We start from the raw sequence: 26,187 nt of genomic DNA, 5'->3' as shown, positions 1-26,187 counted from the left end.
TAGATATAAAAAGCGCGATATAAGTATCGCGCTTTTTTAATTTACAGCCACTAGCAATCGTTTTCTAGTGGCTTACAGTAGGAGCTTTAGTGTGAAACCACGATTAGTCGAATGGCATCAAGTTGTAACTGCGTTTTTTCAATGTACGTAGTTAGGTCGTTGCGTTGCTTATCGTAAAATGTTATTTCTTCTTGGCGAATATTCGGGTTAATTTGCTTAAGGGCAACCAGTCGCTCTTGCTCTTCACTGAGTGACGTTTGCATTTTAACAAGCGACGCTGCACGAATAACTTCAAGTTTTTCTTGTGCCATATCTTTAGCGGTAGTGATCATCGGGTGGACAGCGCTTTGTAGTGCACCTGCAAGTTTACTTGCTGTTTGACGGCCAACAGCAGATAACTGCTGGTTAAAACCTTCAAAAGCCACATTCTCACCTAAGTTATTACCTGCTTTATCAAGCAATATACGAATTGGTGTAGGCGGTAAAAAGCGACCAACCTGTAATACTTTTGGTGCCATTGCTTCTGCAACAAAAATAAGCTCAACAAAAAAGGTGCCTGGTGGTAACTTTTTGTTTTTAAGCAATGCTACCGATGCGCTACCAAAGTCGTCGTCACAAATCATATCCATGGTACCTTGCACCATTGGGTGATCCCAACTAACAAAGTGCACGTCTTCTTGCGAAAGAGCCGTGTCACGATCAAAGGTAACCGTCATGCCATCGTCTTTAAGCGATGGGAATGAGGCACTTAACATGTGCTCAGTTGGCTTTAAGATAATGGTGTTTTCGCCTTTATCTTCTTGGCTTACGCCGAATGTATCAAACACGTTGATCATGTAGCTTGGTAACTCAAACTGGTTATCGAGTTTTTCAATATCAGCTACAAGCGAGTCGGCAGCACCTTGACCCGATGAATGTAGTTCGAGTAAACGATCTCGTCCGCTTTCCATTTTTTTACGCAGTACCGCATTTTGTTGTGCTACTTGCTCAAGTAATGGATCGAGTTCGTCTTCATCGCAGTTATGCGCAGAAATATATTCAAGTAAGTCATCGCGAAACTCTTTATAAAGCATTTGCCCCGTTGTTGATGTAGATTCGAATGCGTCTAGGCCTTCGTTATACCATCGTAGTAATACTTCTTGAGCGGTGTTTTCAAAATATGGCACGTGAATGTTCACATCTTGCGTTTGACCTATACGGTCTAATCGACCAATACGCTGCTCTAGTAAGTCCGGGTTTAGTGGTAAATCAAACAACACTAAGTGATGCGAGAACTGGAAATTACGACCTTCTGAGCCAATTTCTGAACACAGTAATATTTGTGCGTTGTCGTACTCATCTGCAAAAAATGCAGCAGCGCGGTCACGCTCAATAATAGACATGCCTTCGTGAAATACTGACGCTTTAATTGCTTCGCGTTCACGCAGTATTTGCTCAAGGCTGATAGCTGTTTCAGCTTTAGCACAGATAAGCAGTACTTTTTCGCGCTTAAGCGTTTTAAGGGTGTCGATTAACCAATCAACACGTGGGTCGAATAAACCCCAGCTTGCGCTTTCACCTTCAAATTCTTGAAATATTTTTTCAGGAAAAAGAGCGCGGTGTGCACTTAGTTCAGGATTTTGAATGCCGCCCATGTTACCGAGAACCGACATTGCGGTTTTATACTGCTTTGGCAATGCCATTGGGTAGGCGTGTAATTTACGACTTGGGTAGCCATCAATGCCGCTGCGACTGTTTCTAAATAATATACGACCTGTGCCGTGGCGATCGAGCAGCATGTTAAGTATTTCTTTACGTGCTGGTAAATCACCTTGCTGTGCTTTTGCAAGAATATCAGTAATATCGGTTTCTTTTAATAGCTCAATTAGCGTGGCTTTGGCTGTGTCATCTAGCCCTTGCTCTTGCAGTAATTGATTTGCAGCTTCGGCTACGTCTTTATAATTTGCTTCTTCTTCTTTAAACACGTCGTAATCGTAAAAGCGGTCTGGATCGAGTAACTGTAAACGTGCAAAGTGACTGCTGTGACCAAGTTGATCAGGTGTTGCTGTAAGTAAAATAAGGCCCGGAATATCTTGGCTAAGCTCTGCCATACGTTGGTACTCTGAGCTTGGCTTACCGTTGTTAATACTTAGGTGATGGGCTTCATCTATTACTAAAAGATCCCAATCAGCAAGCGTTGCTTGTTCAAACCAGCGTTTTTTCTTGGTTAAAAACTCAAGACTGGTAAGTACTAGTTGCTCTGTATCAAATACGTTTGGAGAGTCAGCAAATGCTTCGTCGCAGCGCTCTTCATCAAAAATAGAAAAACGTAAGTTAAAGCGGCGTAGCATTTCTACTAACCATTGGTGTTGTAGATTTTCTGGTACAACAATGAATACGCGGCTCGCACGACCACTAATAATTTGTTGATGTAAAATCATGCCCGCTTCAATTGTTTTACCAAGGCCTACTTCATCTGATAAAAGTACGCGAGGTGCAAAACGTTTACCCACTTCTTGGGCAATATAAAGCTGGTGCGGAATAAGATTAGCACGCTGACCAATTAAGCCTTTAATAGGCGATTGTTCACGTTCAAATTTATGTAACCACGTTTGGTAGCGAAGTGTATAGCGATCAAAACGATCGACTTGACCTGCAAATAAACGATCTTGTGGTTTATTAAACTTAATAAAATGATCTAAAAAGGTTTCTTTAAGCTTGGCTGTTTCGCCGTTATCAACACGTGTGCCGTGATAACACAGTAACTCGCCTTGTACTTCAATAGACTCTACTTCTAATTCCCATTCTTCAACGCTTTTGATTACATCGCCAGGATTAAACGCCACACGGGTAACAGGTGCTTCTGCACAAGAGTAAACACGGCTCTCACCACTGGCAGGAAATAATATGCTGACCTGACGGCCTTCAATGGCAACAACGGTGCCTAATCCTAAATCTGACTCTGTATCACTGATCCAACGCTGACCTAAGGAAAAATTCATGTATGTCTCGTCTATGATGAAAAAGGCGGCTATGTTACCTGTAAGCTAACACCACTGCAAGGCGCTATTTGGCTCACTTTTAATTAATTTTGTAAGTGTTAATTATTACTATTAACACAACTTGTTTATGGCTAATTTTTTTATAAATCAAAACTAATTATGGTTTGTAATAAAACGGACTTTTATGACAAATAGACTAAACTTACATTATGCCTTGGCAATTAAGTATTGCAGGTTTAAGTTTTGCCCGTTTTACTTAGTTATTTTGGTATAGCATAAAAATCATAAAACGTAAGGAAAGTGCTATGGAAAAAGCTTCGAACCTTGAAAGTAAAATGTATGTGCTAGATACCAACGTGCTACTTCACGAACCCCTCGCTTATTTGTCTTTTCAAGAACACAATGTTGTTATTCCGATGACAGTACTTGAAGAACTTGACCACATAAAAGACAGAAAACACGACGTAAGCCGTGATGCGCGCGTCGCTATTCGTGGGCTAGATGAAGTACTTAAAAATGCAACCCCTGAACAAATGTTACAAGGCGTGGCGCTGCCAGGTAATAAAAAGGCAAAAGCGAGCTCTGCGGGTACACTCATAATTGTAAACGATCATTTATTTGCCGACTCGATTTCGGGGCTGCCTGGTAACGAAAACGATCATCGGATTATTAACTGTGCGGTGTATTTACAAAAGCAACACAGTGATTCAAAAGTTATATTGGTGACAAAAGACATAAACATGCGCTTAAAAGCCAAAGGCGCAGGACTTAAATATGTTGAGGATTATCGTACCGACCAACTTATTGACGACATAAGCTTACTCACTAGTGGTTATAAAAAAATTGAAGGCGATTTTTGGGAGCATGTTGGGCAGTGCAATACAGAGCAACATGGCCGAGATACATTTCATCATGTGCCTAAAAATTTAATCCCTGATGTATTTTGTAATGAATATTTGCTTGATGGCGGAGATCACTTTGCTGCACGTGTTAAATTCTACGATGATGAGCACATTACGTTAAAAGATATTAGCGTTGAGCGTTTAATGCATCAACAAGCATGGGGGGTTAAGCCAAAAAATATTTATCAAGGTATGGCGCTTGATGCATTACTTGATACAAGTATAGAGCTTGTCATTTTAACTGGCCCAGCAGGGTGTGGTAAAACTTTGTTAGCGCTTGCCAGCGCCCTTGAAATGGTTATCGAAAAAGGTATTTACGACAAAGTAATAGTCACTCGTAATACCCCAGAGATAGCAGAATCCATCGGCTTTTTACCCGGTACGGAGGAGGAAAAAATGGCGCCATGGCTTGCAGCGATTACCGATACGCTGGAGGTATTGCACAAAGGCGACGAAAATCCGATATCGAGCCGAAACTATATTATGGAAAAGGCTAATGTGCAGTTTAAATCGGTTAACTTTATGCGTGGGCGTAGCATTCAAAATGCGGTAGTAATTTTAGATGAGAGCCAAAATTTAACGGCATCCCAGCTGAAAACGATTATTACTCGCTGCGGCGAAGGTACTAAATTAATTTGTACGGGTAACTTGGCGCAAATAGACAGTAATTATCTAACCCCGGTGACTTCGGGCTTAACGTATATAGTAGAGCGCTTCAAAAAATTTGAAGGCAGCGCAACTATAAACCTCAATGGTGTTGTACGTAGTCGATTAGCCTCATTCGCAGAAGAAAATTTATAACTTGCGCTTAACAAATTGGCTCGATAGTCTATTGATTGATTTTCGGGCCATAACGCAGGCAGTACGTTGATTTTTTTACCTCTTAAACATTATTATCGTTCTTTATTTGTTGCGCTTTTAGTCCCCCTAATCGTCGCCTTTTTACTTTGTTTGCACTTATATACTATTAAATTAGAACGTGCTGTTGAAAAGCGCGAAGCTGACTTTAGGAATGTTTCAGCGCAGGTCAATCATGATATGGAAGCTGTGAGTAACTTATTAACGGCCATGTTTACTTTGTATAAACAGCCTCCTCATCAAGAGTTTAGCCACGTGTTGCTTAAGGGTGTTAATCAACACAAAGGTTATTACTATCATCATTTTGCTGATCAAGGCTCGGAGGTTGTTGGTAAAGGAGAATTTGCGTTATCTACACGTGCTATTTCTCAGTGGCAGCAAGTTATCGCTTTGGGGCCATCGTTTAATACAACGCTTGCATTGATGCCGTCTTTATCGGCGGTTGCCTATGTTGATGATGATGGATTTGCGTATGTGGCTAGGCGTAATAAAGATCAAAGTTTATTTTTAACGGAAATATTAAACGGTAAATTTAAACCCGAATTTTCGCCAAATAAGCTCTCTTCAAGCTCTATAATTAAAGTAAATGACAAAGCGTATTTTGCAATAGGTCGACAGCGAGAGATTGACTCGCACGATTACATTATTTTAATTTATGATATACAGGCAATCTCTGCTTGGTTAAAAAAGATCTCTCCAGCGAGCAGTGGAGAGTATGTTTTTATGAACCAATCACATCAAATTATCGCCAGTTCAAAAAATGAAATAGCACAAGCAACAAGGTTAAAACCTTATTGGCCTAAGTCGGCTGAACTCCATCAAAAATCAACGGTGTTAACAAGCGATAAAAACTACTTTATGCAAGCGATGGGGAATTTACCCATCCACGCTGCGTTTTATGAATCTAAATCACAATTAGTAACCCCGATTCAATACGAAATCTTATTAGAGTTTATATTTTTGACGCTATTTTTAAGTTTGATGTTTGGCGTGTTTTTTTGGTTAAGTCAGCGTATTTTTGTAAAGCCGATGACCCGCTTAATGCATTATTTAGAGCAAAATGATGAACAGCAAAGTGAACAGCTTAATTACAAAGTACCACTGAACTGGCAACCTTGGTTTTCTAAAGTAAAGCGTGTGTTTATTAAAAATGAACAATTAGTAGAATCGTTACAAAATGCAAATAAAAAATTAGATGAACAGGTACAGCTACAATCCGAAAAATTAAAACGCAGTTACGAAGCAAAAGAGCGTCACTTAGCTTTGCTAAATACCATGCTCAATAGTGTGCCAGATCTTATTTATTTCAAAAATATCGATGGCTCCTTTTTAGGATGTAATAAAGCATTTGAAGCTTACATAGGTAAAGAGCAAACTGCGTTGGTAGGTAAGTGCATGGAAGAAATAAGTGATGATGACGAGCAAATTAGTATTCTTGAGAAGCAGGTGTTACAAAATCGCAACGATATTCAACAGCGTATAGATACAGAAGACAAATCTTATCAATTAACTATAGCTCCTTTTTATAATGAGCATCAGCAACTGTTGGGAACAATGGGAATAGGACGCGATATAACCGAGCAACAGCAAACGTTATATGCTTTAAAAGCGTCAGAATCTAAATTTAGAAGTGCAATTGAATTTGCTGCAAATAGTGTTGTATTGTTATCGCTTGAACACACTATTTTACAGGTTAATAAAGCCGCTCGAAAACTATTTTTTGAACAGCCCGTTTTAGTTGGAGAGCCACTTAAAGCGCTGTTTGATAATAACCAATGGCAAGAGATAGAGGCCACCTTGGCCCAGCTACTTGATGATAAGAAAAAAGTGTACCATTTAACATTAGCGCAAGGAAATCTCGCTAGTTGGCTACAAATGAGTGTATCGCTTGTGTGGGACGAAAAACGCGATCCATCTTATTACGTGATCCACTTACAGGATGTCAGTGCACTTACTAAAGCGAAACACGATGCGGAGCGTGCAACTCTTGCTAAAAGCCGGTTTATCGCTAATTTAAGCCATGAAATACGTACCCCTCTTAATGCAGTATTAGGTTTGCTTGATATGCTTACAGAGCAAGGGCTTACCCGAAAACAGCTAAAACAAACGGGGCAAGCTAAGCATGCTGCGCAGAGCTTATTGCTAATGCTAAACCGAATGCTTGATTTTGCTCGTGTAGAGAGTGCACAAGCTGAACTGAAATTAACGCCATTTAGCATTGTTGATCTCATTGATATTTGTGAGAGCCTAACAGCGCCTTTGTGTGAAAACAAAGATGTTGAGTTTGTGATTGATGTAGACCCTTTAATCGCCCCAGTTTTAATATGCGATAGTATTCGTTTACAACAAATACTAGGCAATCTATTAACGAATGCGGTTAAGTTTACAAAAGCAGGGTCAATCACGCTTAAAATGGATTTGCTCAAAGATGAAAGTGCTGAGCAGGCGATTTGCTTTCGAGTGATTGATACTGGAAACGGTATAGATAAAATAGATCAAAGGCGTCTATTCGATGCCTTTACTCAAGGGGACGAATCGTCGACACGAAAGCATCAAGGCGTTGGCTTGGGTTTAGCTATTGTTAAACATGCGGTTTCGTTAATGGGCGGCGATATTGCTTTAAAAAGTGATAAAGGACATGGGAGTGAATTTTACTTTAGCATTTCACTACATGTCGATACAACAACACACTACTCATTACCAAGCGATACGTTGAGTATTGTTTCAGAGCAAAGTCGGGAGTTAAATCGTGTCACGGAGGCTTTTTCACAATTAGCTCGCGTTGATTTAAATGAAGCTTTAAAGTCCCCACTAAAGCTTGCAGAGACTAAACAATTAATCATAGATGCAACTGATCTTCCTATATTACTAAAGGTAAAAGTAATAAAGGATTCGTTAACGTCAAATGCCACTTCCATTATTTTAATAAATCATCAGCAAACAATAAATTTATCGACGATTGAGTCTTTAGATATCCACTATATTAAGGCTTCAGCACTTGGCCAGCGACTGTTTAATTTAAGTGCGAATCTTGAACCGAGGTTTAAAGGTAGTGAAGTTATTTTAGATTCAGGGAAAGGTAATCAGGATATAGCAGGTCTCTTAATATTAGCAATTGACGATAATCAATTAAATTTAGACATTATCAATAGTGTACTGTGCCAAGCTGGAGCTAATGTTGTTGTTGCTTTAAGTGCCCAAGAGGGGATGGAATTATTATTAGGGTTGAGACCTGATTTAATTTTAATGGATGTCCAAATGCCACATATAGATGGCTGCCAAGCAACAATATTAATCCGCCAACAGTTTGACGCAGAACAACTCCCTATTTTTGCATTAACAGCACATTGCGAGCCGGCAGATATTGAGCGTTCCTTAGGCTGTGGTATGAACAAGCATTTAGTGAAACCTGTTGTGGCTAACGTATTAATTGAGGCAATAGCAGAGTTATCGCTCTCTAAACCTTGTTTTTTTGATAGATCATTTGCTTTAGCGCAGTTTAATTTAGATGAAACGTTACTAAATACTATGATGTATAAATTTGCTGAACTGTGTGAAACCCAGTTAGTACAAATAAAGGAGAGTACCAATGAAGTTGATTTGGTACGCTTAGTGCATAGTATCAAAGGGGTCGCAGGTAATTTAGGCTTTAAAAGACTATCGTATTGCGCGCAGCAATGTGAGAAGCGCCTTAAAACAACTAATAGCCTAGATGAATCTATCGAAATTACCATGCAAGCACTCATTATGCAGTTAAAACAGGTTATTGTTTTTATAAAAGTTTAGGGGCTCAGGATGTCAAAAAAAGCGAAAGTACTGATTGTTGATGATGATCCTATCAATCTGTTGGTACTAGAGAAAACATTGAATGCTGAGCATGACGTATTTTTAGTTGGAAGCGGTGAAAAAGCGCTGAACTTTGTAGAAACAATGCAAGTTGACTTAATTATACTTGATGTAGTGATGCCAGGGCTTAATGGTTATGAAGTGTTGGTTAAGCTAAAAGAAAACCCAATCACACACGCGATACCAGTTATTTTTATATCCGCTAATCACAGCCACGAAGATGAATCTAAAGGTTTAGAACTTGGTGCTATGGATTATATAACTAAGCCATTTAGCGCCTCTATAGTTCGCGTAAGGGTACGTAATCAGTTATTAATAAAGCAAAAAAATGACTTGCTAGAAATGCTAGTTTCAATAGATGGCTTAACAGAAATACCGAATAGACGTTATCTTGACGAAAACCTCTCCCGAGAGTGGCAAAAAAGCAAACGCAGTGGCTTACCTCTTTCCGTTATACTTATGGATATAGATCACTTTAAACGCTACAACGATTATTACGGACATCGTGCTGGTGATGATTGTTTAAAAAAAGTAGCCCACGCGTTGGTTGGTCAGTGTGAGCGAGGAAACGATTTTATTGCTCGCTATGGCGGGGAAGAATTTGCCGCTGTATTACCCGAAATAGGTAAGCTGGAGGCAGTCGCATTTGCAAGTAAATTACGAAAAGCAGTTAATAGTTTAAACATAGAGCATACAGAGTCACTCAACGCTAACCACATCACCATTAGTATTGGTATAGCAACGACTGAAAGTGGCAAAATAGGCGCAGAGCACATTCTTTTAGAAGAAGCTGACATAGGCCTGTATGCGGCAAAGGATGCTGGGCGAGATAGAATAGTCGCACGCTAAAAACTTAATATACAAAAAACGCCAATATTCATATATTGGCGTTTTTCGTATCAAACACTTTTTATTGGTTACTGCGTGATCATACCTAAAGCGGTTTCACCAATGCCCACTAACTTATCATTTTTAAATACAAGTGGCGTACATTCATCTTTCGTTGTTTTAGAATCTGAATGCTTGCTATGAGTTACATAAAAAAGTACTTGGTATACATCGTCATCTTTTTTTAATAGTTCTGTGAAATTAGGTGTTTTTAATTGCGCTAAAACAGAGTGATAACTGCTATCCATTTTTAGCTCTGATATAGCTTCACGATTATTTTTATGTTGTACTTGCCAGCTAGATGAATTCTTACCAGCCCAATGAGTCTCAGCTTCACCATCTGATACGGCAATAACACAGCCTGTTAAAAATGGAGCGATTAAAGCGGCTGCTAAAAGTGATTTTTTCATTTTTATTTACCTTAATAAGATTTTTAATTGGTTATTAGCTGTATCAAAGCAAAGAGTAGACCATATTTTTAAACTTTTATTAATCAGCTTGTTAGGTGGATTAGACTGTTTTTATTTAATAAAATATTAAATGAATTAGTAAAAACAGCCATTTTTTAGTTTATTTGATTACTACAATAAAATCATTACACCAAGCGGTTGCGTGATTCGCCTTTGGTAAATGCAGCAATATTTAAACTTACTTCATTAATTAAACGCACAATAGATTCAGTGCTTGCCCATGCTATATGTGGAGTAAGTAAAAGGTTATTACCTTTATAATTAGCAAGCGGGTTTGAAAGCTCAGCAGGTTCTTTAGTTAGTACATCAACACCGGCTCCAGCAATTAGGTTTTGCTCAAGCGCTGTAGCTAAGTTGGATTCGTTAATAATCCCACCACGCGCTGTATTAATAATTATAGCGCTTGGCTTCATCATTTTAAGCTCATTAAGTGCAATTAAATCACAAGTTTCATCTGTTAGCGGGCAGTGTACGCTGATTATATCGGCTATTTGAATGGCCTCTTCAAAAGGGGTTCGACCATCGCGACATGCAGCGCCTTTACGCTCGGCAATAATAACATTAGCACCAAATGCCTCAGCCACTTTAGCTACGCCTTGACCTAACGTACCACCGCCTATAATGGCAAATGTTTTGCCTTGTAAGTCGTTAAAGCTGTAATCGAGTATGCAAAACATGTCACTTTTTTGCCACGCGCCTTGCTGACAATCTGCCTGGTAGCGGTGTGTATTACCCAGTAAGTTAGTAATTAAAGAAAATGTATGCTGAACAACTGAAGGGGTTGAATAGCCAGCTACGTTAGTAACAGCAATACTAAACTCTTTAGCGGCCTCTAAATCAACATTATTAGTCCCTGTAGCACTCACACAAATAAGTTTTAATTTTTTTAATTGGCTAATCGTTTCCCGATTTAAAACTACTTTATTAGTGATTAATACATCAGCGTCTTGGCAATGTTCAATAACTTGCTCTGGGCTGGTAAGCTCATAAGTCGTTAATTTACCAAGTTGTTCAATACAAGTAAGAGACGTTTTAGCTAACGTTGCGTTATCAAGAATAGTAATGTTCATTATGAGCCCTAAAATAAGTGGATCTGAAAGAGTTAAAATCGTAAAAAAGAGGCTTACGATCCATCAAAAATCTAAAATATGGCTTAAGGTACTACGAAAGAAAGGCTTTGTTAATGGTATTACTACCAAATGACGAGAGAGTTTTGTAGTAGTGGTCTGCCCACTAGTAGGTTGAGAACATGGTATTTTGCTAGACTGATCAGTTTTTTTGCACTTATAAGCAAGCCTATGGTCATAGAAGGTAATGAAACTCGACTTTAACTAGATTTATTAGCGAGTTGCTAAGAATAAAAATCATTTTTTTGGTTATTTCGCATTTTAGATTGGCTGAGTTATAATCGAATATAGACATAAACGGTACGCTTTGGTGTGCTGTTTTTTAACATTATAGATGTAGTAATGAGTGAATTAGAAGATAAGTACGCTGATATAAGACCCTATAACGATGATGAAGTTACGGCTTCGCTATCGCGTTTAATCAACGATAATGCATTTATTGATGTGATTGCAAAGTACAATTTACCGCGTTTTTTATCGGCGGTGCCCTTTATTACACGCCCGTTAGTAAGAAGTCAGTTGCGCAAAAAATGGGGAAGTGTAAGCACCGTTGAGGATGTACAAAATGAAGTTGCGCAATACCTTAATAAATTAGTAAAGCGCACTACATCAAAAGTTACTTTTTCAGGGCTCGATAAATTAGATCCAAACCAAGCTTATCTATTTATTTCTAACCACCGCGATATTGTACTCGATCCTGCATTAGTGAACTGGGGATTGTTCCAGTATAAAATGAAAACAGTGCGTATTGCTATTGGCGATAATTTATTGCAAAGACCTTATATCACTGAGCTTATGCGCTTAAATAAAAGCTTTATTGTGAAACGTTCGACCAAAGCACCAAAAGAGATGTTAAGAGCGCTGACTCAGCTTTCATCCTACATTTATGATTCACTAATAAGTGGTAACTCTATCTGGATTGCACAAAAAGAAGGGCGCGCAAAAGATGGTTTTGATCAAACAGATCCAGCGCTTCTAAAAATGCTACAGCTAAATGGTAGAAAGCAAAAGAAACAATTTGGCGATTATATTAAAGAGTTAAAAATAGTGCCTGTTTCTATATCTTATCAATATGAGCCGTGCGCTATTGCTAAAGCTAAAGAGCTTTATCATAAGCAACACCACGGTGAATACACTAAATCAGCGGGTGAAGATATCGCCAGTATTGTTGAGGGGTTTAGTGCTGCAAAAGGACATGTACATTTAGCATTTGGAGAGCCGATTGAATCGCACTGTGATAGTGCTGAGGAACTTGCAAAAACGATTGATAAACAAATTGTCGATTCTTTTTACTTGCACCCAGGGAACTACATTGCTGGTGGCTGCAAAAAAGAAGTGATTAACTCACCCGATACCATTACGTTTGAACAGCGTATGGCGAGTGTACCCGATGAACTAAAGCCATTGGTATTGGCTATGTACGCCAAGCCATTTCATCGTAAAACTGAAATTAATACAAACAACTGCGAACATTAATTGGTTAGTTATTATAAAAGCAGCAACTTAATTGCTGCTTTTTTTTTGCTTAAAAAAAACGCTATACTAAAAGTCTGATTCTTTTAAGTGGTATTCACTTTATGCAACAAATTGAAATATTTGATATTCCAAGCCCTTGCAAGAGTATTTGCTTAGTGAATAATAGAGGGTATTGCAAAGGCTGTTACCGAAGTCGTGATGAGCGTTTTACTTGGAATTCCCTGACCAACAGCGAAAAGAAAAAAGTGCTCAGTTTATGCCAGCAGCGCTATAAGCGTTACTTGCAAAAACAGCAGCAAAATACAGTATTTAATAACACTACAGAGCAGCGTGGTTTCGATTTTTAAATTTTAAATTATATTTTGCCCGCAAAGCATAGACAGTCCCATTACTATTTAATTTAGTTAATGCATGTTGTAATTTTTTAACTAAATTTTTATTTTTTTTATGTAAGTAGTGATAAATTGGGTAGATCATTAGTACTTCTTTTTCGAAACAACCGGTGGGCGAAGGTATTGATTTATTATCCATGAAAAAATCAAGTAGCAAAACACCTTCTACCTTTTTTTGAGCTAGCAAGTTCAGCTGTGTATTCATATTTTTTACTTCAATAATATTCCCCACAAAGCTTGTACTTGCTAAATAACGTTTTTGTACTGGGTAGCCTGCTAAAATAGCTACGTTTTTTAGTTGCTCTAATGTATTAGGCTGGCAAGCTTTATATAATACTAAATTAAATTGCAGCAGTTCGTAGTCAACTCTAATTAAGTTATTAAAATTGTTTTCGACACTAATATCACGGCCTAACTGCCCATCAAGGACACCATTATTAGCCGCTAAGAGTGCATTTTGGCGGTTAAAGTCGATAACATGAATTTTATGGCCAATGTCGGTGTAGGCTAGCGTTAATAACTCAAGAACATAATTTGCTTGCGGAGTGCTTTCTGGGCGGTTAAAAGTGAGGTTGTATTGATGAGCAAAACATGGTGCACTGAACAATAAATAACCTAATAATAACAAGGTACTAAGGCGTTGATGCACTATCACTTCCAATTGCAGTAAAAATCAATAAAATGAGAGGCTGATAATAGCAAGTTGCTTACCTTTTGCCCAGTTTGTCTGAGCAGCATTTTTATAAAATTAATGAGGAAATACTGTGAGTTTTAATTTATGTTTGTTACCGCGTGAAGAAAAATACCAAATTCAGCTCGATTATGAAGCATCATTCTGGGCATACCAAATTAAGCGTAATAAAAAAACACGTGAACAAGTGTACAACACCATTCACAGCCGTCCGATTGCTGAACAAATGTTCTTAAAGCAGCAGTTTGAACAGTATTTGGCATTGATGCTGAGCTAGGCATGTATAGGGTTGAAGTATTAGATAGAATTAAAACGCCACTTGTTAATAAATTTTATGATCAATACAGCGTCAAAGGACGGGCTAATAAACAAGATCAGCTTTGGGTTGTTTATTATAAAGCGCAAATAGTTGCCGCATGTAGGTTGCAAAATAAGGATGACTTTTTATTTTTATCGACGGTTTTTGTAGCGCCAGAATATAGGTCCAAAGGCCTTGCAAAGTTACTTATCTCAACGCTATTGAAGCGCCAAAATAAAACTATTTATACCTTTGCTTATAAAAACTTAGCAGATTTATACCATTCTATTGGTTTTAACCAAGTGTTAACATATACTCTTGCGTTGCAAGCACTTTTTAATATTTACACACACCGCAATATCGTCGCCCTAAAGTACCCATAATAGTAAAATAACAATATGGAATAAGCATGAGCAAAGACGTCAACTGGATCATAAGTTGTTTTATCGTTTGCATAGCGATCTTAAGCTGCCAAGTAAGCGCACAAGTAAAGCGTTTATCTCCTAGTGAGGGCTTATCACAAAGCTATGTTAACACCATGCTGATTGATAACAATGGGTACTTATGGCTTTCGACCGAAGCTGGGCTTAATCGCTATGATGGTTATCAAGTACTTTCTATTAATGGTCCTAATGGTGAATTAGAGGAAGCTATTATTGATCGAATTTACCAAGATCCTGACGGTCATATTTGGATTGCATCCTTACTTGCAGGATTATTTAGATACGATCCCGCAACGGATTCATACAAGCAATTTATAACCAAACCCACCAGTGAAGAGCAAATAATTAATCAATCTGTTTTTAGTATGCTTGCCGTTGACAATAAAACGTTATGGATTGGGCGCGGTCGGGATTTTGCTAAACTTGATATTGAAAGTGGCGATATAACATCTATTTTTGAACTGCCCAGCGAATACAAAGACACCCTCATTAGAAAGTTATTTCATTACAACGGTTATATATTTATTGGCACTACTCATGGGGCTTATGTTTTTGATATTGCTAGTAAGCAAATACGGCCACTACAGCACTTAAAAGGAGAGGCTAATCATATTTATCAAAATAATGTGAAATCGTTTGCTTTAGGTGAAAATAATCAGCTGCTGGTCGGTGCGGTCAAGGGGTTATATCAGGTCGATATTAGTAATTTGTCAGGGATGTTTGAGCGCCCAGATCTAACCTTTAAAAGTAAAGTGTTGTTAGCTAATTTAAATATTTGGGAAATAGCGAATGAGCAGGGTAAGCTCGATTTAGCCACTGATAAAGGGCTATTTAAGTTTGATTTACACAGTGGCGAACTGGTTAAAAATACACGTATAACAGAGAGTAAATACACACTTGCTGATACCAGTATTATTGATATGGCAAAAGATAAATCGGGTGGAATATGGGTAGCGACCAAAACAGATGGCGCGTTTTATTTATCAAATGACAATTATCATTTTAATAATGTTGATGGTAGCTCAATTAGAGGCGATGGGTTATCGCATCATTCTGTTTGGGGAATTACAGAGTACAAAGATAAATTATGGCTTGCTACGCATAACGGTATCACAGAGGTCGATTTAAAAAATAATATTGGAAAGGCTTATCTAAAAAATTATCAAGTAGATTTATTAACTACCGAATTTACTGTTTATGAAGTTATGCCTTATAAAGATAAATTATGGCTTTATAGCAATCGTGGGCTATTTATTTTTGATCCCCTTACGCATCAAATCAGCGAACCTAAAACAAAAAATTCAGCTAATCAGCAGCAAATAACAGGTTGGGTGCATGGTGTTACTTTAATGCCAAATGGTGATTTGTATTATGTGCATTCTGATCATGGTGTATTTGTTTATAATATTGATAGTCAAATAGTGACTCGATTAGGGGGAGAAATAGCACAGTTTGAGCCCTTTTTAGTATATGGTTTTTTACCACCACTTACTAATAAGCCAGATTCACCATTGTTTTTTAATGCGGGGATTTTATATCAAATAAACCCTGATAGTTTAGCGCTTAAGGTCATTTATAAAGTGCCTAAACAGCACGAAAACATTGCTATCAGTGTGTTGTCGTATGTAATGGATAATAATAATGTTTTATGGATATCACTATCTAACTTTGGCTTAATTGGCGTCAATGCTTCTACCTATGAGCTTGTACACACAATTGACTTAGAAAAAAATAAACTAGGTACTTTGCTTTATAATATGGTACTTGATGATGAAGGGATGATTTGGATGAGTAGCCATAAAGGAATTTGGCGACTAAATCCTAAAACGCTACATTTTCAACAGTTTACTGTATCCGAAGGATTGCTCTCTGCTGAATTTAATAGCAATGCAATGGCACAGCTAAAAGATGGCCGTATTGCTTACGGTGGTTTAAAAGGTTTTACTTATTTTCACCCGATGGAGAATAAAAACCTTCGCTCACTTATCGATCATGTCAATATCACGGGTGTTGATTTAATGTCGCGAGACCTATCACTTGATTTAAAGCAGCCACTTAACGAAGTGGTTTTAAATCATGATGATATAGGGCTAGAAGTGGCATTTTCAGCCATGGCTTTTAGCAATCAAGAACGTATTATTTACGAGTATCAACTCGATAACGGACAAAAAACGTATACACGTAATAACAATCGAGTTTTGTTCCCTAAATTAAATCCCGGTAATTACCAACTAAAAGTATGGGCGAAAGATCCGCTTACTGGTGAATATACTCCCCCAGCGATTTTAAAAATAAAAGTTAAATATCCTTTATGGCGTGCTCCATATTTTGTGGTGCTATATGGCGTGCTATTTATTGCTTTTGTGGCAATGTGGGTAATGCGCCGTAATAAAATTCAGCGCATTTTATTAGCTGCTAATAAAGAGAGTAAAGAAAGTGAAGCGCGTTTAAAAATAGCGTTAGAGGGCAGTGAATCAGGTGTGTGGGATTGGAAATCAAGTAGCCCAAGTATTTATCAGCCCCGTTTACGTGACGAGTTAGGCTACGAAAGTGAAACGGTTAATCTTGATGAATATTTAACTAAAATTCATCCACAAGATAAGCAGCTATTTCGTTTAGAGTGGTTAGAGTTTTTATCTACCGAAAAGGGGTATTTTAATTGCACTTACCGTTTACGTCACGCTAAAGGTCATTGGCGCTGGTATAAGGATTTTGGAAAAGTAGTTGAGTGGGATGGAAAAACCCCTCAAAAGGTAGCGGGAACATATACAAATATGACCCGAGAAATGGTGTTCGAAGAGCATGCCTTACTCTTTACCGCTGCATTTGAACAAACTCGAGATTGGGTGTTCATACTCGACAAAAATTTAAATATTCGCGCTTCAAATAAATCATTGCAAACAGCTTTTAATTTTTCAGCCGAGTCTTTGTCTAGTCGGTCTTTAAACTTAGGGATCTCGCGTAGCGCGCTTTTTGATTATTTACGTATCGTGCAAAAGTTATTGGTAGGAGAGCATTTTTCTTGTGAGGATAGTGTAATGCTCGCTAATGGCGAGGTGCGCCATGTATTAGTAAAAATAAGCGCGGTGGCCGATAACGATCAATCTCTGAGTAGCTATGTCATTATTTTAACGGATATAAGCGCACAAAAAACAGCTGAAAATGAGCTTCACTTACTGGCCAATTATGATGTATTAACGGGCTTGCCAAATAGGGCTCTTTTTAATGACCGTGTTGAACATGCATTAGAGCAAGCAAAGCATTATCAATGCAAAGTTGCACTGTTACATATAAATATTAAACGCTTTAAATATTTTAACGATTCATTAGGGCATGAGGTTGCAGACGAGCTAATTAAAAAAGTGGCTAAGCGATTAAAACTTACTTTGCGGCCATCAGATAGTATTGCTCGCTTTGGTGGTGATGAGTTTGTAGTGCTTGTTGAAGATATTCATCAAATAGAAGAGGTTTTATTAATATGCACCAAGTTAATGGATTGTGTGAATAAAAATATTAGTATTGGCGGGCAAGTGGTAAATGTGAACTTAAGTATTGGTATCGCTATTTCGCCGGATGATGCGCAGCAAAAAAGCGCGTTACTAAAAGCTGCCAATATTGCGCTTTACCATGCTAAAGATTCACTTGAAGGAAGCTATCAATTTTATAAACAGGAAATGAATCAGCGAGTACAAAAAGCGCTTCATTTAGAATCACAATTGACTAAAGCATACCAAGAACATGAGTTTTGTAATTATTACCAGCCGATTATCAATTCTCAAAGCTATAAAACAGAAGGATTTGAGGTATTATTACGTTGGCCTGAAAATAAACTAGTACAAACTCAGGAGTTTTCTTTGGCCGCTGAGGGCATAGGCTTAATCACAAAAATAATGCTGCAAACATTGGCTCGTGCTTTGAGCGAACTAAAAGAGTGGCGTAAAATTTCACCCGACCTTTATTTGTCTATAAATCTATCTGCACTTGATTTTGAATTTGAAGAATTAGTCCCAGAGATAATAAAGGCATTAAGTACCGCTGGCGTGCCATCAAAAGCAATTGTATTTGAGATCACTGAATCAATACTAATGCGCGATTCAAAACATGCTTTACACAGTATGGAGATGCTTAAAAATTTAGGCTGTAGGTTGTACATGGATGATTTTGGTACAGGTTATGCCTCATTGACTTATTTAAAGCGCTTTCCTATTGATGTATTAAAAATAGATCGCAGCTTTGTGCAAGATATAGGTATTGATTACGGCGACGAGGCAATTATCCAATCTACATTGACATTAGCTCACAGTTTAGGAAAAGAATGTGTTGCTGAAGGTGTTGAAAGTTCGCACCAACTCGCCTTTTTAAAAGAGTTAGGCTGTAAGCATTTTCAGGGCTATTTATTCAGCCGACCGGTTCCTAGTCAAGACGTACCGTTTTTAGTGTCCCGCGATTGGGAGGATATATTTACCCAAAGTATGGGTAGTTAGGTTGTTGATTTAATAAATTAGGCTCCAGAGCGTGTTGACCTTTGTGGATTGAAATTTGTTCAATCTAGGGGCGATTTATCGCGGCGCGAGGTTTGTAACCTAGTGGGCTCGATAACTGCTCCTGCGTTACTCTAATGGCTTACATCCCTGTAAGAATAAGTAAAAATCGAGCAAAGTTTCCGCGTCCTGCTCACGCCCCTTACCTAAATCCATGTAGGTAACAAAGAGTTGGTTGTCCCTAGGAAGAACCCGAAGGGCAGCGCATGTTTGGCATTTATGCTGCGTTATCGCCTATTTATAGGGAATAACCATAAATAGGCTCTAACTTGTCTAAATACCAATCAGTCTGCTGAAAAATCAAGCACGAAAGGTCAACAGGCCCTAGGGGCGCTTTCCACAGTTGCGACAAAATAAGTGACTATTACGTTCGTTAAGTTGAGCTTTTATTGCTTTATTTGCTTCTAGTTTACTAAGCCCTAGCTTATGGCGAAGCTCTTCTAGGTGGTTACGTTGTTCGTCGTTAAGAGAGCCATCGTTGATTGTATTACCGTGGACTTGCTCATTTACAGCGTCTTCAAAAAACTGACGGCGTTTACGTAATTGCTCTGAAAAACTTGAAGCTAATAAGCCTGTAGGAATCGCTACCATCCCCATGCTGAGTAAAGTAATAACGCCACCAAATAATTTGCCAAGTGGCGTTATTGGCACTACATCGCCATAACCTACAGTAGTTAGTGTTGCCATTGCCCACCACATAGCGGCAGGAATAGATCCAAACTTATCTGGTTGCACGTCGTGCTCAATTAAATAAACACCGCAGGAAGCTAAAATGAGTACCACAGCCATAATAAAAAAGGCTGCAAAGAGAGCGCTACCTTCATTTACAAAAGCTTGCAAAAGTAGCTGCATAGCACGTGAATAGCGAGTTAGCTTAAATACCCTCAAGAGCCGAAGTACACGTAAAAAACGTAAATCGAGCGGGAACAAGAACATTAATAAACTAGGTAAAATAGCGATTAAATCTATAATAGCCAATGGAGATAAAAGGTACTTTAACCGACGCTTGGTATTAGAGCCTTCAATCGCGGCATACTTGGTTTTATCCACACAAGCCCAGAGCCTTACACAATATTCAATTGCAAAAATAGCCACTGAGATTATTTCTAACATTAAAAACGCATCGTAATACTGCTGTGCAACGCTTGCTATAGACTCAATTACAATTGCCACTACATTAATCATAATTAAACTAATGAGTGCTACATCGAGTATATGACCAGCACGTTGATAATCCCCTGTACCTTCAAATAGGCCAGCTATTCTTTGTCTTAGTGTTAGTGTTTTTTTCATTATTTAAGTTTAAGTACCATATTAATACTGCCTTCTTCAAAATCGCGGCTAATTTTAAAACCTAGCTTACGCGCAAGTTCAATCATCCCAGTGTTTTCTGACAAGGTAATACCTTCAATCGATTCTACTCCTTGGCGTTTACAATGATTAATTGCAGCTGTCATCAGTATTCGCCCAAGGCCTAACCCCTGACAGTCTGAACGTACAACAATAGCGAACTCAGCATGTAAGTTATCGGGATCCATAATAACTCTTGATACACCTAGCGTGCGTGTTTTACCTTCAAATCGTTGACACACAATAAAAGCCATCTCACGATCGTAGTCAATCTGTGTCATTTTGGCGAGTTGATCATGATTAAACTGTGGTAGTTCACCAAAAAAACGCTTGTATCGATCTTCTTTATTAAGTGATTGATCAAATGCCTGATGTGCTTGCTCATCTTCAGGTTTTATAGGTCTAAGAGTTGCCTGTGTGTTGTTTTTAAGTGTGACAACCTCAACAAGTTCAATGGGGTAGGGGCGAATAGATAAGCGCTTACGATGACTTTGAGCTTTATAGCGGTCAAGTGTCATGGTCGCATCAAGCACTAAAAATTGCCCATTACTGGCAAGTATAGGGTTAAGCTCCATTGAACTTATATCCGGCTGATCAATAACTAACTGCGAAATAAGAGTTAGTAGCGCACATAAACGGTATTTATCGACTTTTTCAGGGAGTATTCGCTCTTTTAATACGCCTTTGTCGTGCGCTGCGGCAATTAAATATTTTGCCAAGTTCATATTTAATGGAGGCAAAGCAACGGCTGCTTGCGCGTACTCAAGCCCCGTTCCTGCTTCACCTAATAAAATAACAGGGCCAAAATTGGGCTCTGTTTTAATTGCAATTCGAAGTTCATTCGCGCCGGCTCGTGGCGCCATTTTTTGTAGTGAAAACCCTTCAATAATTGCATCAGGGTAAGTGTTTTTAATACGAATAAGCATCGCAAAAGCCGTCTGCTCAACTTCGTTTGCATCGTTTAGGTTGAGCACCACGCCACCGACTTCGGATTTAGAAGCAATACTTGGGCTAATAAGCTTTAATGCTACTGGAAAACCAAGCTCTATGGCTTGTTCTTTAGCTTCTGTTGGTGTGTAAGCAACTTCAGTTTGAATACATTCAATACCATAATGACTTAAAATTTGACTCGCTTGGTGAGTAGATAAGTAACTTTGTTCATCATCTAACTGTTCATTAATTATTGCTGTTGCAGCCACTTTATTTATTTTGCCATCATCGGTGTTCGACTCAGGTGTTTGCGTTAAATGTTTTTGGTTACGGCGATAAGTGACCAAATGCATAAATGCGCCCACAGCCCCTTCAGGCGTACGATATGTAGGTATTGCATGGTTAGAACACACCTTTCTTGCAGCATAGGATGCGTCTTCGCCCATAAAGTTAGTAATAACGTAAGGACGTGCCATTTTAGGGAGTGTTTGTAAGGTTTCAACAATAATATTGGCGTAGTCTTCGCTTGGTGCTAAAGCCGAAGGGGTATGAATTATCAGTAAGTTTTTAACTTCTTTTGCATGCAGTAAAATTTCTAATGCTTGCTTATAACGAGCGGGGGCTGAATCGCCAAAAATATCGACAGGGTTTGACGTAGTATCTGATTGCGGGATCACTTTATTAAGCGCCCGCCGTGTTTCATTGCTTAGTTCGGCTAACTTTCCTGAGCTTTGAATAAGCTCATCAACAGCCATTACACCTGGTCCGCCACCATTTGTTAAAATAGTAAGTTGTTCTACTTTTAATAACTTAGGATGCATAGCTAAGGTTTGTGTTGCCGCAAATAGCTCACGCAGATCGTTTACGCGTAGCATACCAGCACGCTGAAATAACGCATCGTAAACAGCATCAGAGCTTTGTTTTCCACCGGTGTGAATTTCTGCAGCGAGCGCGCCAGCGCTTGTTTTTCCTGTTTTAATTGCAATAACGGGTTTACTAAAAGCGGCGGCTCTCGCTGCTGATATAAAGCTTCGGGTATCTTCAATATTATCTATGTAGAGTAAAATAGCGTTTGTTTTAGCATCACGTCCTAAAAAATCAAGTAGCTCACTAAAATTGATATCAAGACAGTCGCCTACGGATACAAAATATGAAAAGCCAATTTCTTTATTTTTTGCCCAATCTAAAATAGTTGAACAGACCGCTGCTGATTGCGATACAAATGCAATTTTACTTGGGTTTGCTATGGTGTGTGAAAAACTTGCATTTAAGCCAATATGGGGAATCAACAAACCTAAACAATTGGGTCCAAGTAAAGTAACGTGATGAAGTTGAGCGCATGCTTTTAGCGCACTCTTTTGTTCACCTGAGAGGCCATCGGCAATAATAATGGCACTTTTACAGCCTAACTCTGCAAGTTCCTTAATAATATTTATCAAAGTATTTTTGTTTGTACAAATAACTGCAAGATCAGGCACTTTTGGTAAGTCAGCAATCGAAGAATAAGCAAGTACCCCATGTACCGCAGTATGATTTGGAGTAACAGGCATGATAGGCCCTTTAAAACCACCTTGGAGTAAATTACGCATAACCACGAAACCTGCACGGGTAGAGATATTAGAGGCACCAATAACGGCCACGGAGCTTGGGTTAAAAAACTGACTAATTCGCTTAAGGCTCATGGTTTTTCCTTGGCAGATTAAATTTTGCGTTATTAATAATCTCAATGTACCCTGTTTATCGTGTTATTTCGAGCGCGCAATTGCTTATTATTGACGTTGATCAAGGAGGCTAATGTGAAAAAAGCATCCGGTTTTTATATTGTTATAACAGCTATTTGTTTAAGTATTGGTTTAATTCGTTTTGGCTTTATTTCAAAACCCCGCGCCACGATTTAATCGCCCCTAGATTGAACGAATTTCAATCTAAAAAATCAACACGCCCAAGGAAATAATATGTCAGAGTCTAAATATGGTCAGTTTGTTTTGGCCCCACGTTCGTATTTTTTTACCGCAATAGCGAGTGTGGTGTTTGCGTTTATAGGTTTTAGTTATAACGCATGGCGTATGGAAGTAAGTGAGGATAACAACAATACACGTATTGCGAGTTTTCAAATATTACAAGAACTAGCTGAGCTTGAACTTATAGTATTTGCAGCGCATTACGATAGTAACGAAGTTGAAGGTAGTCCAAGAAAAGGGTGGGTGAAAGTTAATCTGATTCATGACTTGAGCTATTTAGCCGTCGACAAAGTACGATTAAAAGCTCAAAAATTGCAAAAAAACTGGCAAACTAATTGGCCTAATATGGTTGAGCATGAAAGTGCTGCGCAATCTATAACACATGCTATTGATAATGTACGTATAGAAGTTGTTAGTGAGTTAAAGCGCCTTGATTAAGTGTACAACTTGGGCTGTTGAACGCTGTAAGTAAGCGGCACTTAGTAAAATAGTTGTTTCGCTTAGGTTTACTTCTTTTAATGCGTTAGCAAGCTGTTGCTTTGCATTTGGGTTTTGTTTTTGCTCTATTTCCATAAGCGCGAGTAATGCTGAAAACTCATGCTTTACTGGTGTATTTTGTTTGTGTGCGTAAGCGATATAACAAGCGACAGGGGTGAGTCCTTGTTTATTCGTCTGTGCTAGAGCTTTAAGTAAGTCGTCGTTAGATTCAAATAACATTAAAGATCGCACATAATTAAAAGGTAATTTTTTTGAATCGGCATGTTTAAATACATTATGTAGTACGTTATTCCCCTGAATGTCTTGCGCTAAAAAGCCTTTGTTTATTCTCAGTGCTGGCGTAAAAAAACTCAATGCATCAACACTTATTAATTGGTTAACAAAAGGTGCTGGCGGCATGTTGTTTGTTAAAATACGGATAGCGATATTTTGCATAAAATCATATTTTATACTCAAGCGCTGAGCACTTTCATATAAGTGATTTAGCTGCAGAGTTTGTTGAGCTGGCGTCAACTGTTTAAAGTCGTTATCGAGCTCATTTAACTGCTGCTTTGAAATGCGTGCGTTAAGTAATTGTATGCTTAAATCCATTATATTCTCCATCGCTAAGGGCTTATTTACTCTAGCTTAAACTCCTGCTATGTAAAACAAAAAGGTCGCAAATGCGACCTTTTGTATTTATAACGACGGTATTAAGCTTGTTTACTTGCTATCCATTCGTTAACAAAGTTTTCTAGTACATTTAATGGTACTGGGCCATTTTTAAGGACAACGTCGTGGAATTGACGAATATCGAACTTATCACCAAGCTGCTTTTTAGCATCTTCACGCAGTTCTAAAATCTTAAGCATGCCTACTTTATAAGCCGTTGCTTGTGAAGGCATTACAATGTGACGCTCAACCATTTTAACACCATCAGATGTAGCATTAGGTGTATTATTTACGTAGTAATCAATACCTTCTTGACGAGTCCACTTCATTGCGTGGATACCCGTATCAACTACTAAACGACAAGCACGCCATAATTCCATAGAAAGACGGCCAAAGTCTGAGTATGGGTCTGAGTACATACCCATTTCTTTTGGCACTAATTCTGAGTATAAACCCCAACCTTCAATGTAGGCTGTGTAGCCACCAAATTTACGGAACTTAGGCACGCCTTCTAACTCTTGCGAGATAGCTATTTGCATGTGATGACCCGGAATACCTTCATGGTAAGCCAATGCTTCCATTTGATAGGTTGGCATTGCTTCCATATCATAAAGGTTGGCGTAGTAAACACCTGGACGTGAACCATCTGGCGCAGGCTGTTGATAAAATGCTTTACCGGCTGCTTTTTCTCGAAACGCTTCAACAGCTTTAACTTTCAGGTCCGCTTTTGGCTTAACAATGAATAGCTCATCAAGGCGAGACTTCATTGTGTCAATAAGGCCCGTTGCTTCGTCAAGATAACGCTGCTTACCTTGTGCAGTGTTTGGGTAGTAAAATTGCTTGTCAGTTTTCATAAACTGCATAAACGCTTTTAAATCACCTTTAAAGCCTACTTTATTTTTAATTTCACGCATTTCATCATGAATACGTGTTACTTCAGATAGACCAATCGCATGAATATCTTTAGCCGTTAAATCGGTCGTTGTTGTGCGCTTAAGTGCATTGTTATAAAACGCTTCACCTTCAGGTAACTTCCATGCGCCATCACGGTCGTCAGCACGCTTTTCTAGCTGCGCTAGGTAATTAATAAGCTTAGAGTAAGACGGTTTAACTGCCGATTTTAATGCGTCTGATGCATCGTCAATTAGCGAATCTTTTTCGACTTGGCTGATTTCAAGCGCAGTTACTTTACGTTTAAAATCGGCAAGCAGGGTAGAGTCATCGCCTTTTTCAAACGGTGCGCCTTTAATGATATTTTTGCTTGAATCAATGACGTGTGGAAACACAAATTTAGGTGCAATAATATTTTTTTCTGCACGTACATCTAGATCAGTAATAAGTTGATCAATAACAGCGGTTACACCATTTAAGCGTGAAATGTAGTCTTTCGCTTCTTTTACATTACTAACTTGGTGTTGATTGATCAAAAATGCAGGGATCATCGAGTGAGTGCCAAACATTTGATTTACTGGGTAGTTATGGTTGCGCCATTTAAAGTCAGCAATAGAACTTTCAAGATCTTGTTTTTTTAAGTCGTAGCTTACCTTTGTTGCATCATCTAATAAATCACGATTGATTGCTGTTAGTGCCACTAGGTCGGCTTTTGTTTGTGCAAAATCTTTAAGCTTTCTTTCTTCGCTGCCATCATCCCATTTATCGTAATCTTGCTTAATGCCCATATAAGTTTGGTACACAGGGCTACTCATTACGTCACGGTTAAATGTGTCTTCAAAAAACGCATTTGCTTTGTCTATTTCACTTTGTTGTGATTGCACCGCTTGAGTTTGTACTATAGGAGTCGTAGTTGATTGCTGTGGTGCTTGTTGGCAACCAGCAAGAAGTGCAGTGCTTATAGCCGCTGCAATAAAAGTAAGTTTACGCATT

Annotated in this window: 16 protein-coding genes and 1 pseudogene; 9 read left to right on the top strand and 8 right to left on the bottom strand. The window is 38.5% G+C overall.

Annotated elements, in window-relative coordinates:
• Positions 1 to 86 precede the first annotated feature (86 nt).
• A complete protein-coding gene (gene rapA, locus ACJJVZ_RS17650) occupies positions 87 to 2,981 on the bottom strand; it encodes an RNA polymerase-associated protein RapA (protein ID WP_405602338.1) in 2,895 nt (964 codons plus the stop codon).
• A 305-nt stretch (positions 2,982 to 3,286) separates the two neighbouring features.
• Here rapA and ACJJVZ_RS17645 point away from each other — a divergent pair, with 305 nt between their 5' ends.
• From ACJJVZ_RS17645 to ACJJVZ_RS17635, 3 genes and pseudogenes are all read left to right on the top strand, one after another.
• Entirely contained in the window at positions 3,287 to 4,684 is a 1,398-nt protein-coding gene (locus ACJJVZ_RS17645; RefSeq protein ID WP_405602335.1) for a PhoH family protein, read from the top strand.
• Between the two features lie 66 nt (positions 4,685 to 4,750).
• A pseudogene (locus ACJJVZ_RS17640) lies at positions 4,751 to 8,568 on the top strand (ATP-binding protein).
• Entirely contained in the window at positions 8,537 to 9,436 is a 900-nt protein-coding gene (locus ACJJVZ_RS17635) for a diguanylate cyclase (RefSeq protein ID WP_405602333.1), read from the top strand. Before ACJJVZ_RS17640 ends, ACJJVZ_RS17635 begins: the two are co-directional and overlap by 32 nt.
• Positions 9,437 to 9,504: 68 nt before the next feature.
• Here the strand turns inward: ACJJVZ_RS17635 and ACJJVZ_RS17630 are convergent, their stop codons facing one another.
• Together ACJJVZ_RS17630 and ACJJVZ_RS17625 are read right to left on the bottom strand one after the other, a co-directional pair.
• Positions 9,505 to 9,885 (bottom strand): DUF3192 domain-containing protein, encoded by a 381-nt coding sequence (locus ACJJVZ_RS17630; RefSeq protein WP_182702932.1) that lies wholly within the window; start codon positions 9,883 to 9,885, stop codon positions 9,505 to 9,507.
• 185 nt (positions 9,886 to 10,070) lie between these two features.
• Positions 10,071 to 11,015 (bottom strand): D-2-hydroxyacid dehydrogenase, encoded by a 945-nt coding sequence (locus ACJJVZ_RS17625; RefSeq protein WP_405602329.1) that lies wholly within the window; start codon positions 11,013 to 11,015, stop codon positions 10,071 to 10,073.
• Between the two features lie 399 nt (positions 11,016 to 11,414).
• On the opposite strand from ACJJVZ_RS17625, the gene ACJJVZ_RS17620 reads away from it, so the two are divergent.
• Positions 11,415 to 12,548 carry a 1-acyl-sn-glycerol-3-phosphate acyltransferase gene (locus ACJJVZ_RS17620; protein WP_193154871.1) on the top strand — a complete coding sequence of 378 codons (1,134 nt, stop codon included), beginning with the start codon at positions 11,415 to 11,417 and terminating at the stop codon, positions 12,546 to 12,548.
• Positions 12,549 to 12,649: 101 nt separating this feature from the next.
• A complete protein-coding gene (locus tag ACJJVZ_RS17615) occupies positions 12,650 to 12,895 on the top strand; it encodes a DUF1289 domain-containing protein (protein WP_193154870.1) in 246 nt (81 codons plus the stop codon).
• On the opposite strand, the gene ACJJVZ_RS17610 is transcribed toward ACJJVZ_RS17615, so the two are convergent.
• Positions 12,867 to 13,589, bottom strand: coding sequence for a hypothetical protein (locus ACJJVZ_RS17610; protein ID WP_405602325.1), 723 nt, complete (start codon positions 13,587 to 13,589; stop codon positions 12,867 to 12,869). The genes ACJJVZ_RS17615 and ACJJVZ_RS17610 overlap by 29 nt on opposite strands.
• Before the next feature lie 115 nt (positions 13,590 to 13,704).
• On the opposite strand from ACJJVZ_RS17610, the gene ACJJVZ_RS17605 reads away from it, so the two are divergent.
• The 3 genes from ACJJVZ_RS17605 to ACJJVZ_RS17595 are packed head-to-tail and all read left to right on the top strand — an operon-like array spanning position 13,705 to position 18,856.
• Entirely contained in the window at positions 13,705 to 13,908 is a 204-nt protein-coding gene (locus ACJJVZ_RS17605) for a DUF3283 family protein (RefSeq protein WP_077536939.1), read from the top strand.
• Between the two features lie 2 nt (positions 13,909 to 13,910).
• Entirely contained in the window at positions 13,911 to 14,312 is a 402-nt protein-coding gene (locus tag ACJJVZ_RS17600) for a GNAT family N-acetyltransferase (RefSeq protein WP_182702928.1), read from the top strand.
• A gap of 26 nt (positions 14,313 to 14,338) precedes the next feature.
• Positions 14,339 to 18,856, top strand: a complete 4,518-nt coding sequence (locus tag ACJJVZ_RS17595) for an EAL domain-containing protein (protein ID WP_405602321.1) — start codon at positions 14,339 to 14,341, stop codon at positions 18,854 to 18,856.
• Between the two features lie 381 nt (positions 18,857 to 19,237).
• Here the strand turns inward: ACJJVZ_RS17595 and ACJJVZ_RS17590 are convergent, their stop codons facing one another.
• Positions 19,238 to 20,206 (bottom strand): ion transporter, encoded by a 969-nt coding sequence (locus tag ACJJVZ_RS17590; RefSeq protein WP_405602318.1) that lies wholly within the window; start codon positions 20,204 to 20,206, stop codon positions 19,238 to 19,240.
• The gene (locus ACJJVZ_RS17585; protein ID WP_405602316.1) at positions 20,206 to 22,875 is read right to left on the bottom strand and encodes a bifunctional acetate--CoA ligase family protein/GNAT family N-acetyltransferase; all 2,670 of its coding nucleotides are present in this window, start codon (positions 22,873 to 22,875) and stop codon (positions 20,206 to 20,208) included. The genes ACJJVZ_RS17590 and ACJJVZ_RS17585 overlap by 1 nt, the downstream gene beginning before the upstream one ends.
• A 273-nt stretch (positions 22,876 to 23,148) precedes the next feature.
• Here ACJJVZ_RS17585 and ACJJVZ_RS17580 point away from each other — a divergent pair, with 273 nt between their 5' ends.
• Positions 23,149 to 23,592, top strand: a complete 444-nt coding sequence (locus tag ACJJVZ_RS17580) for a hypothetical protein (protein ID WP_138586162.1) — start codon at positions 23,149 to 23,151, stop codon at positions 23,590 to 23,592.
• Here ACJJVZ_RS17580 and ACJJVZ_RS17575 read toward each other — a convergent pair.
• Together ACJJVZ_RS17575 and ACJJVZ_RS17570 are read right to left on the bottom strand one after the other, a co-directional pair.
• Positions 23,575 to 24,243 carry a hypothetical protein gene (locus tag ACJJVZ_RS17575; protein WP_405602314.1) on the bottom strand — a complete coding sequence of 223 codons (669 nt, stop codon included), beginning with the start codon at positions 24,241 to 24,243 and terminating at the stop codon, positions 23,575 to 23,577. The two genes, ACJJVZ_RS17580 and ACJJVZ_RS17575, sit on opposite strands and share 18 nt — an antisense overlap.
• A gap of 101 nt (positions 24,244 to 24,344) precedes the next feature.
• Positions 24,345 to 26,186 carry a DUF885 family protein gene (locus ACJJVZ_RS17570; protein ID WP_138586160.1) on the bottom strand — a complete coding sequence of 614 codons (1,842 nt, stop codon included), beginning with the start codon at positions 26,184 to 26,186 and terminating at the stop codon, positions 24,345 to 24,347.
• Between the last annotated feature and the right edge of the window lies 1 nt (position 26,187).

This window comes from Pseudoalteromonas sp. Ld19 (genome assembly GCF_045064135.1).
Classification (GTDB): domain Bacteria; phylum Pseudomonadota; class Gammaproteobacteria; order Enterobacterales; family Alteromonadaceae; genus Pseudoalteromonas; species Pseudoalteromonas aliena.
This window is presented reverse-complemented; position numbering and strand designations above follow the sequence as displayed.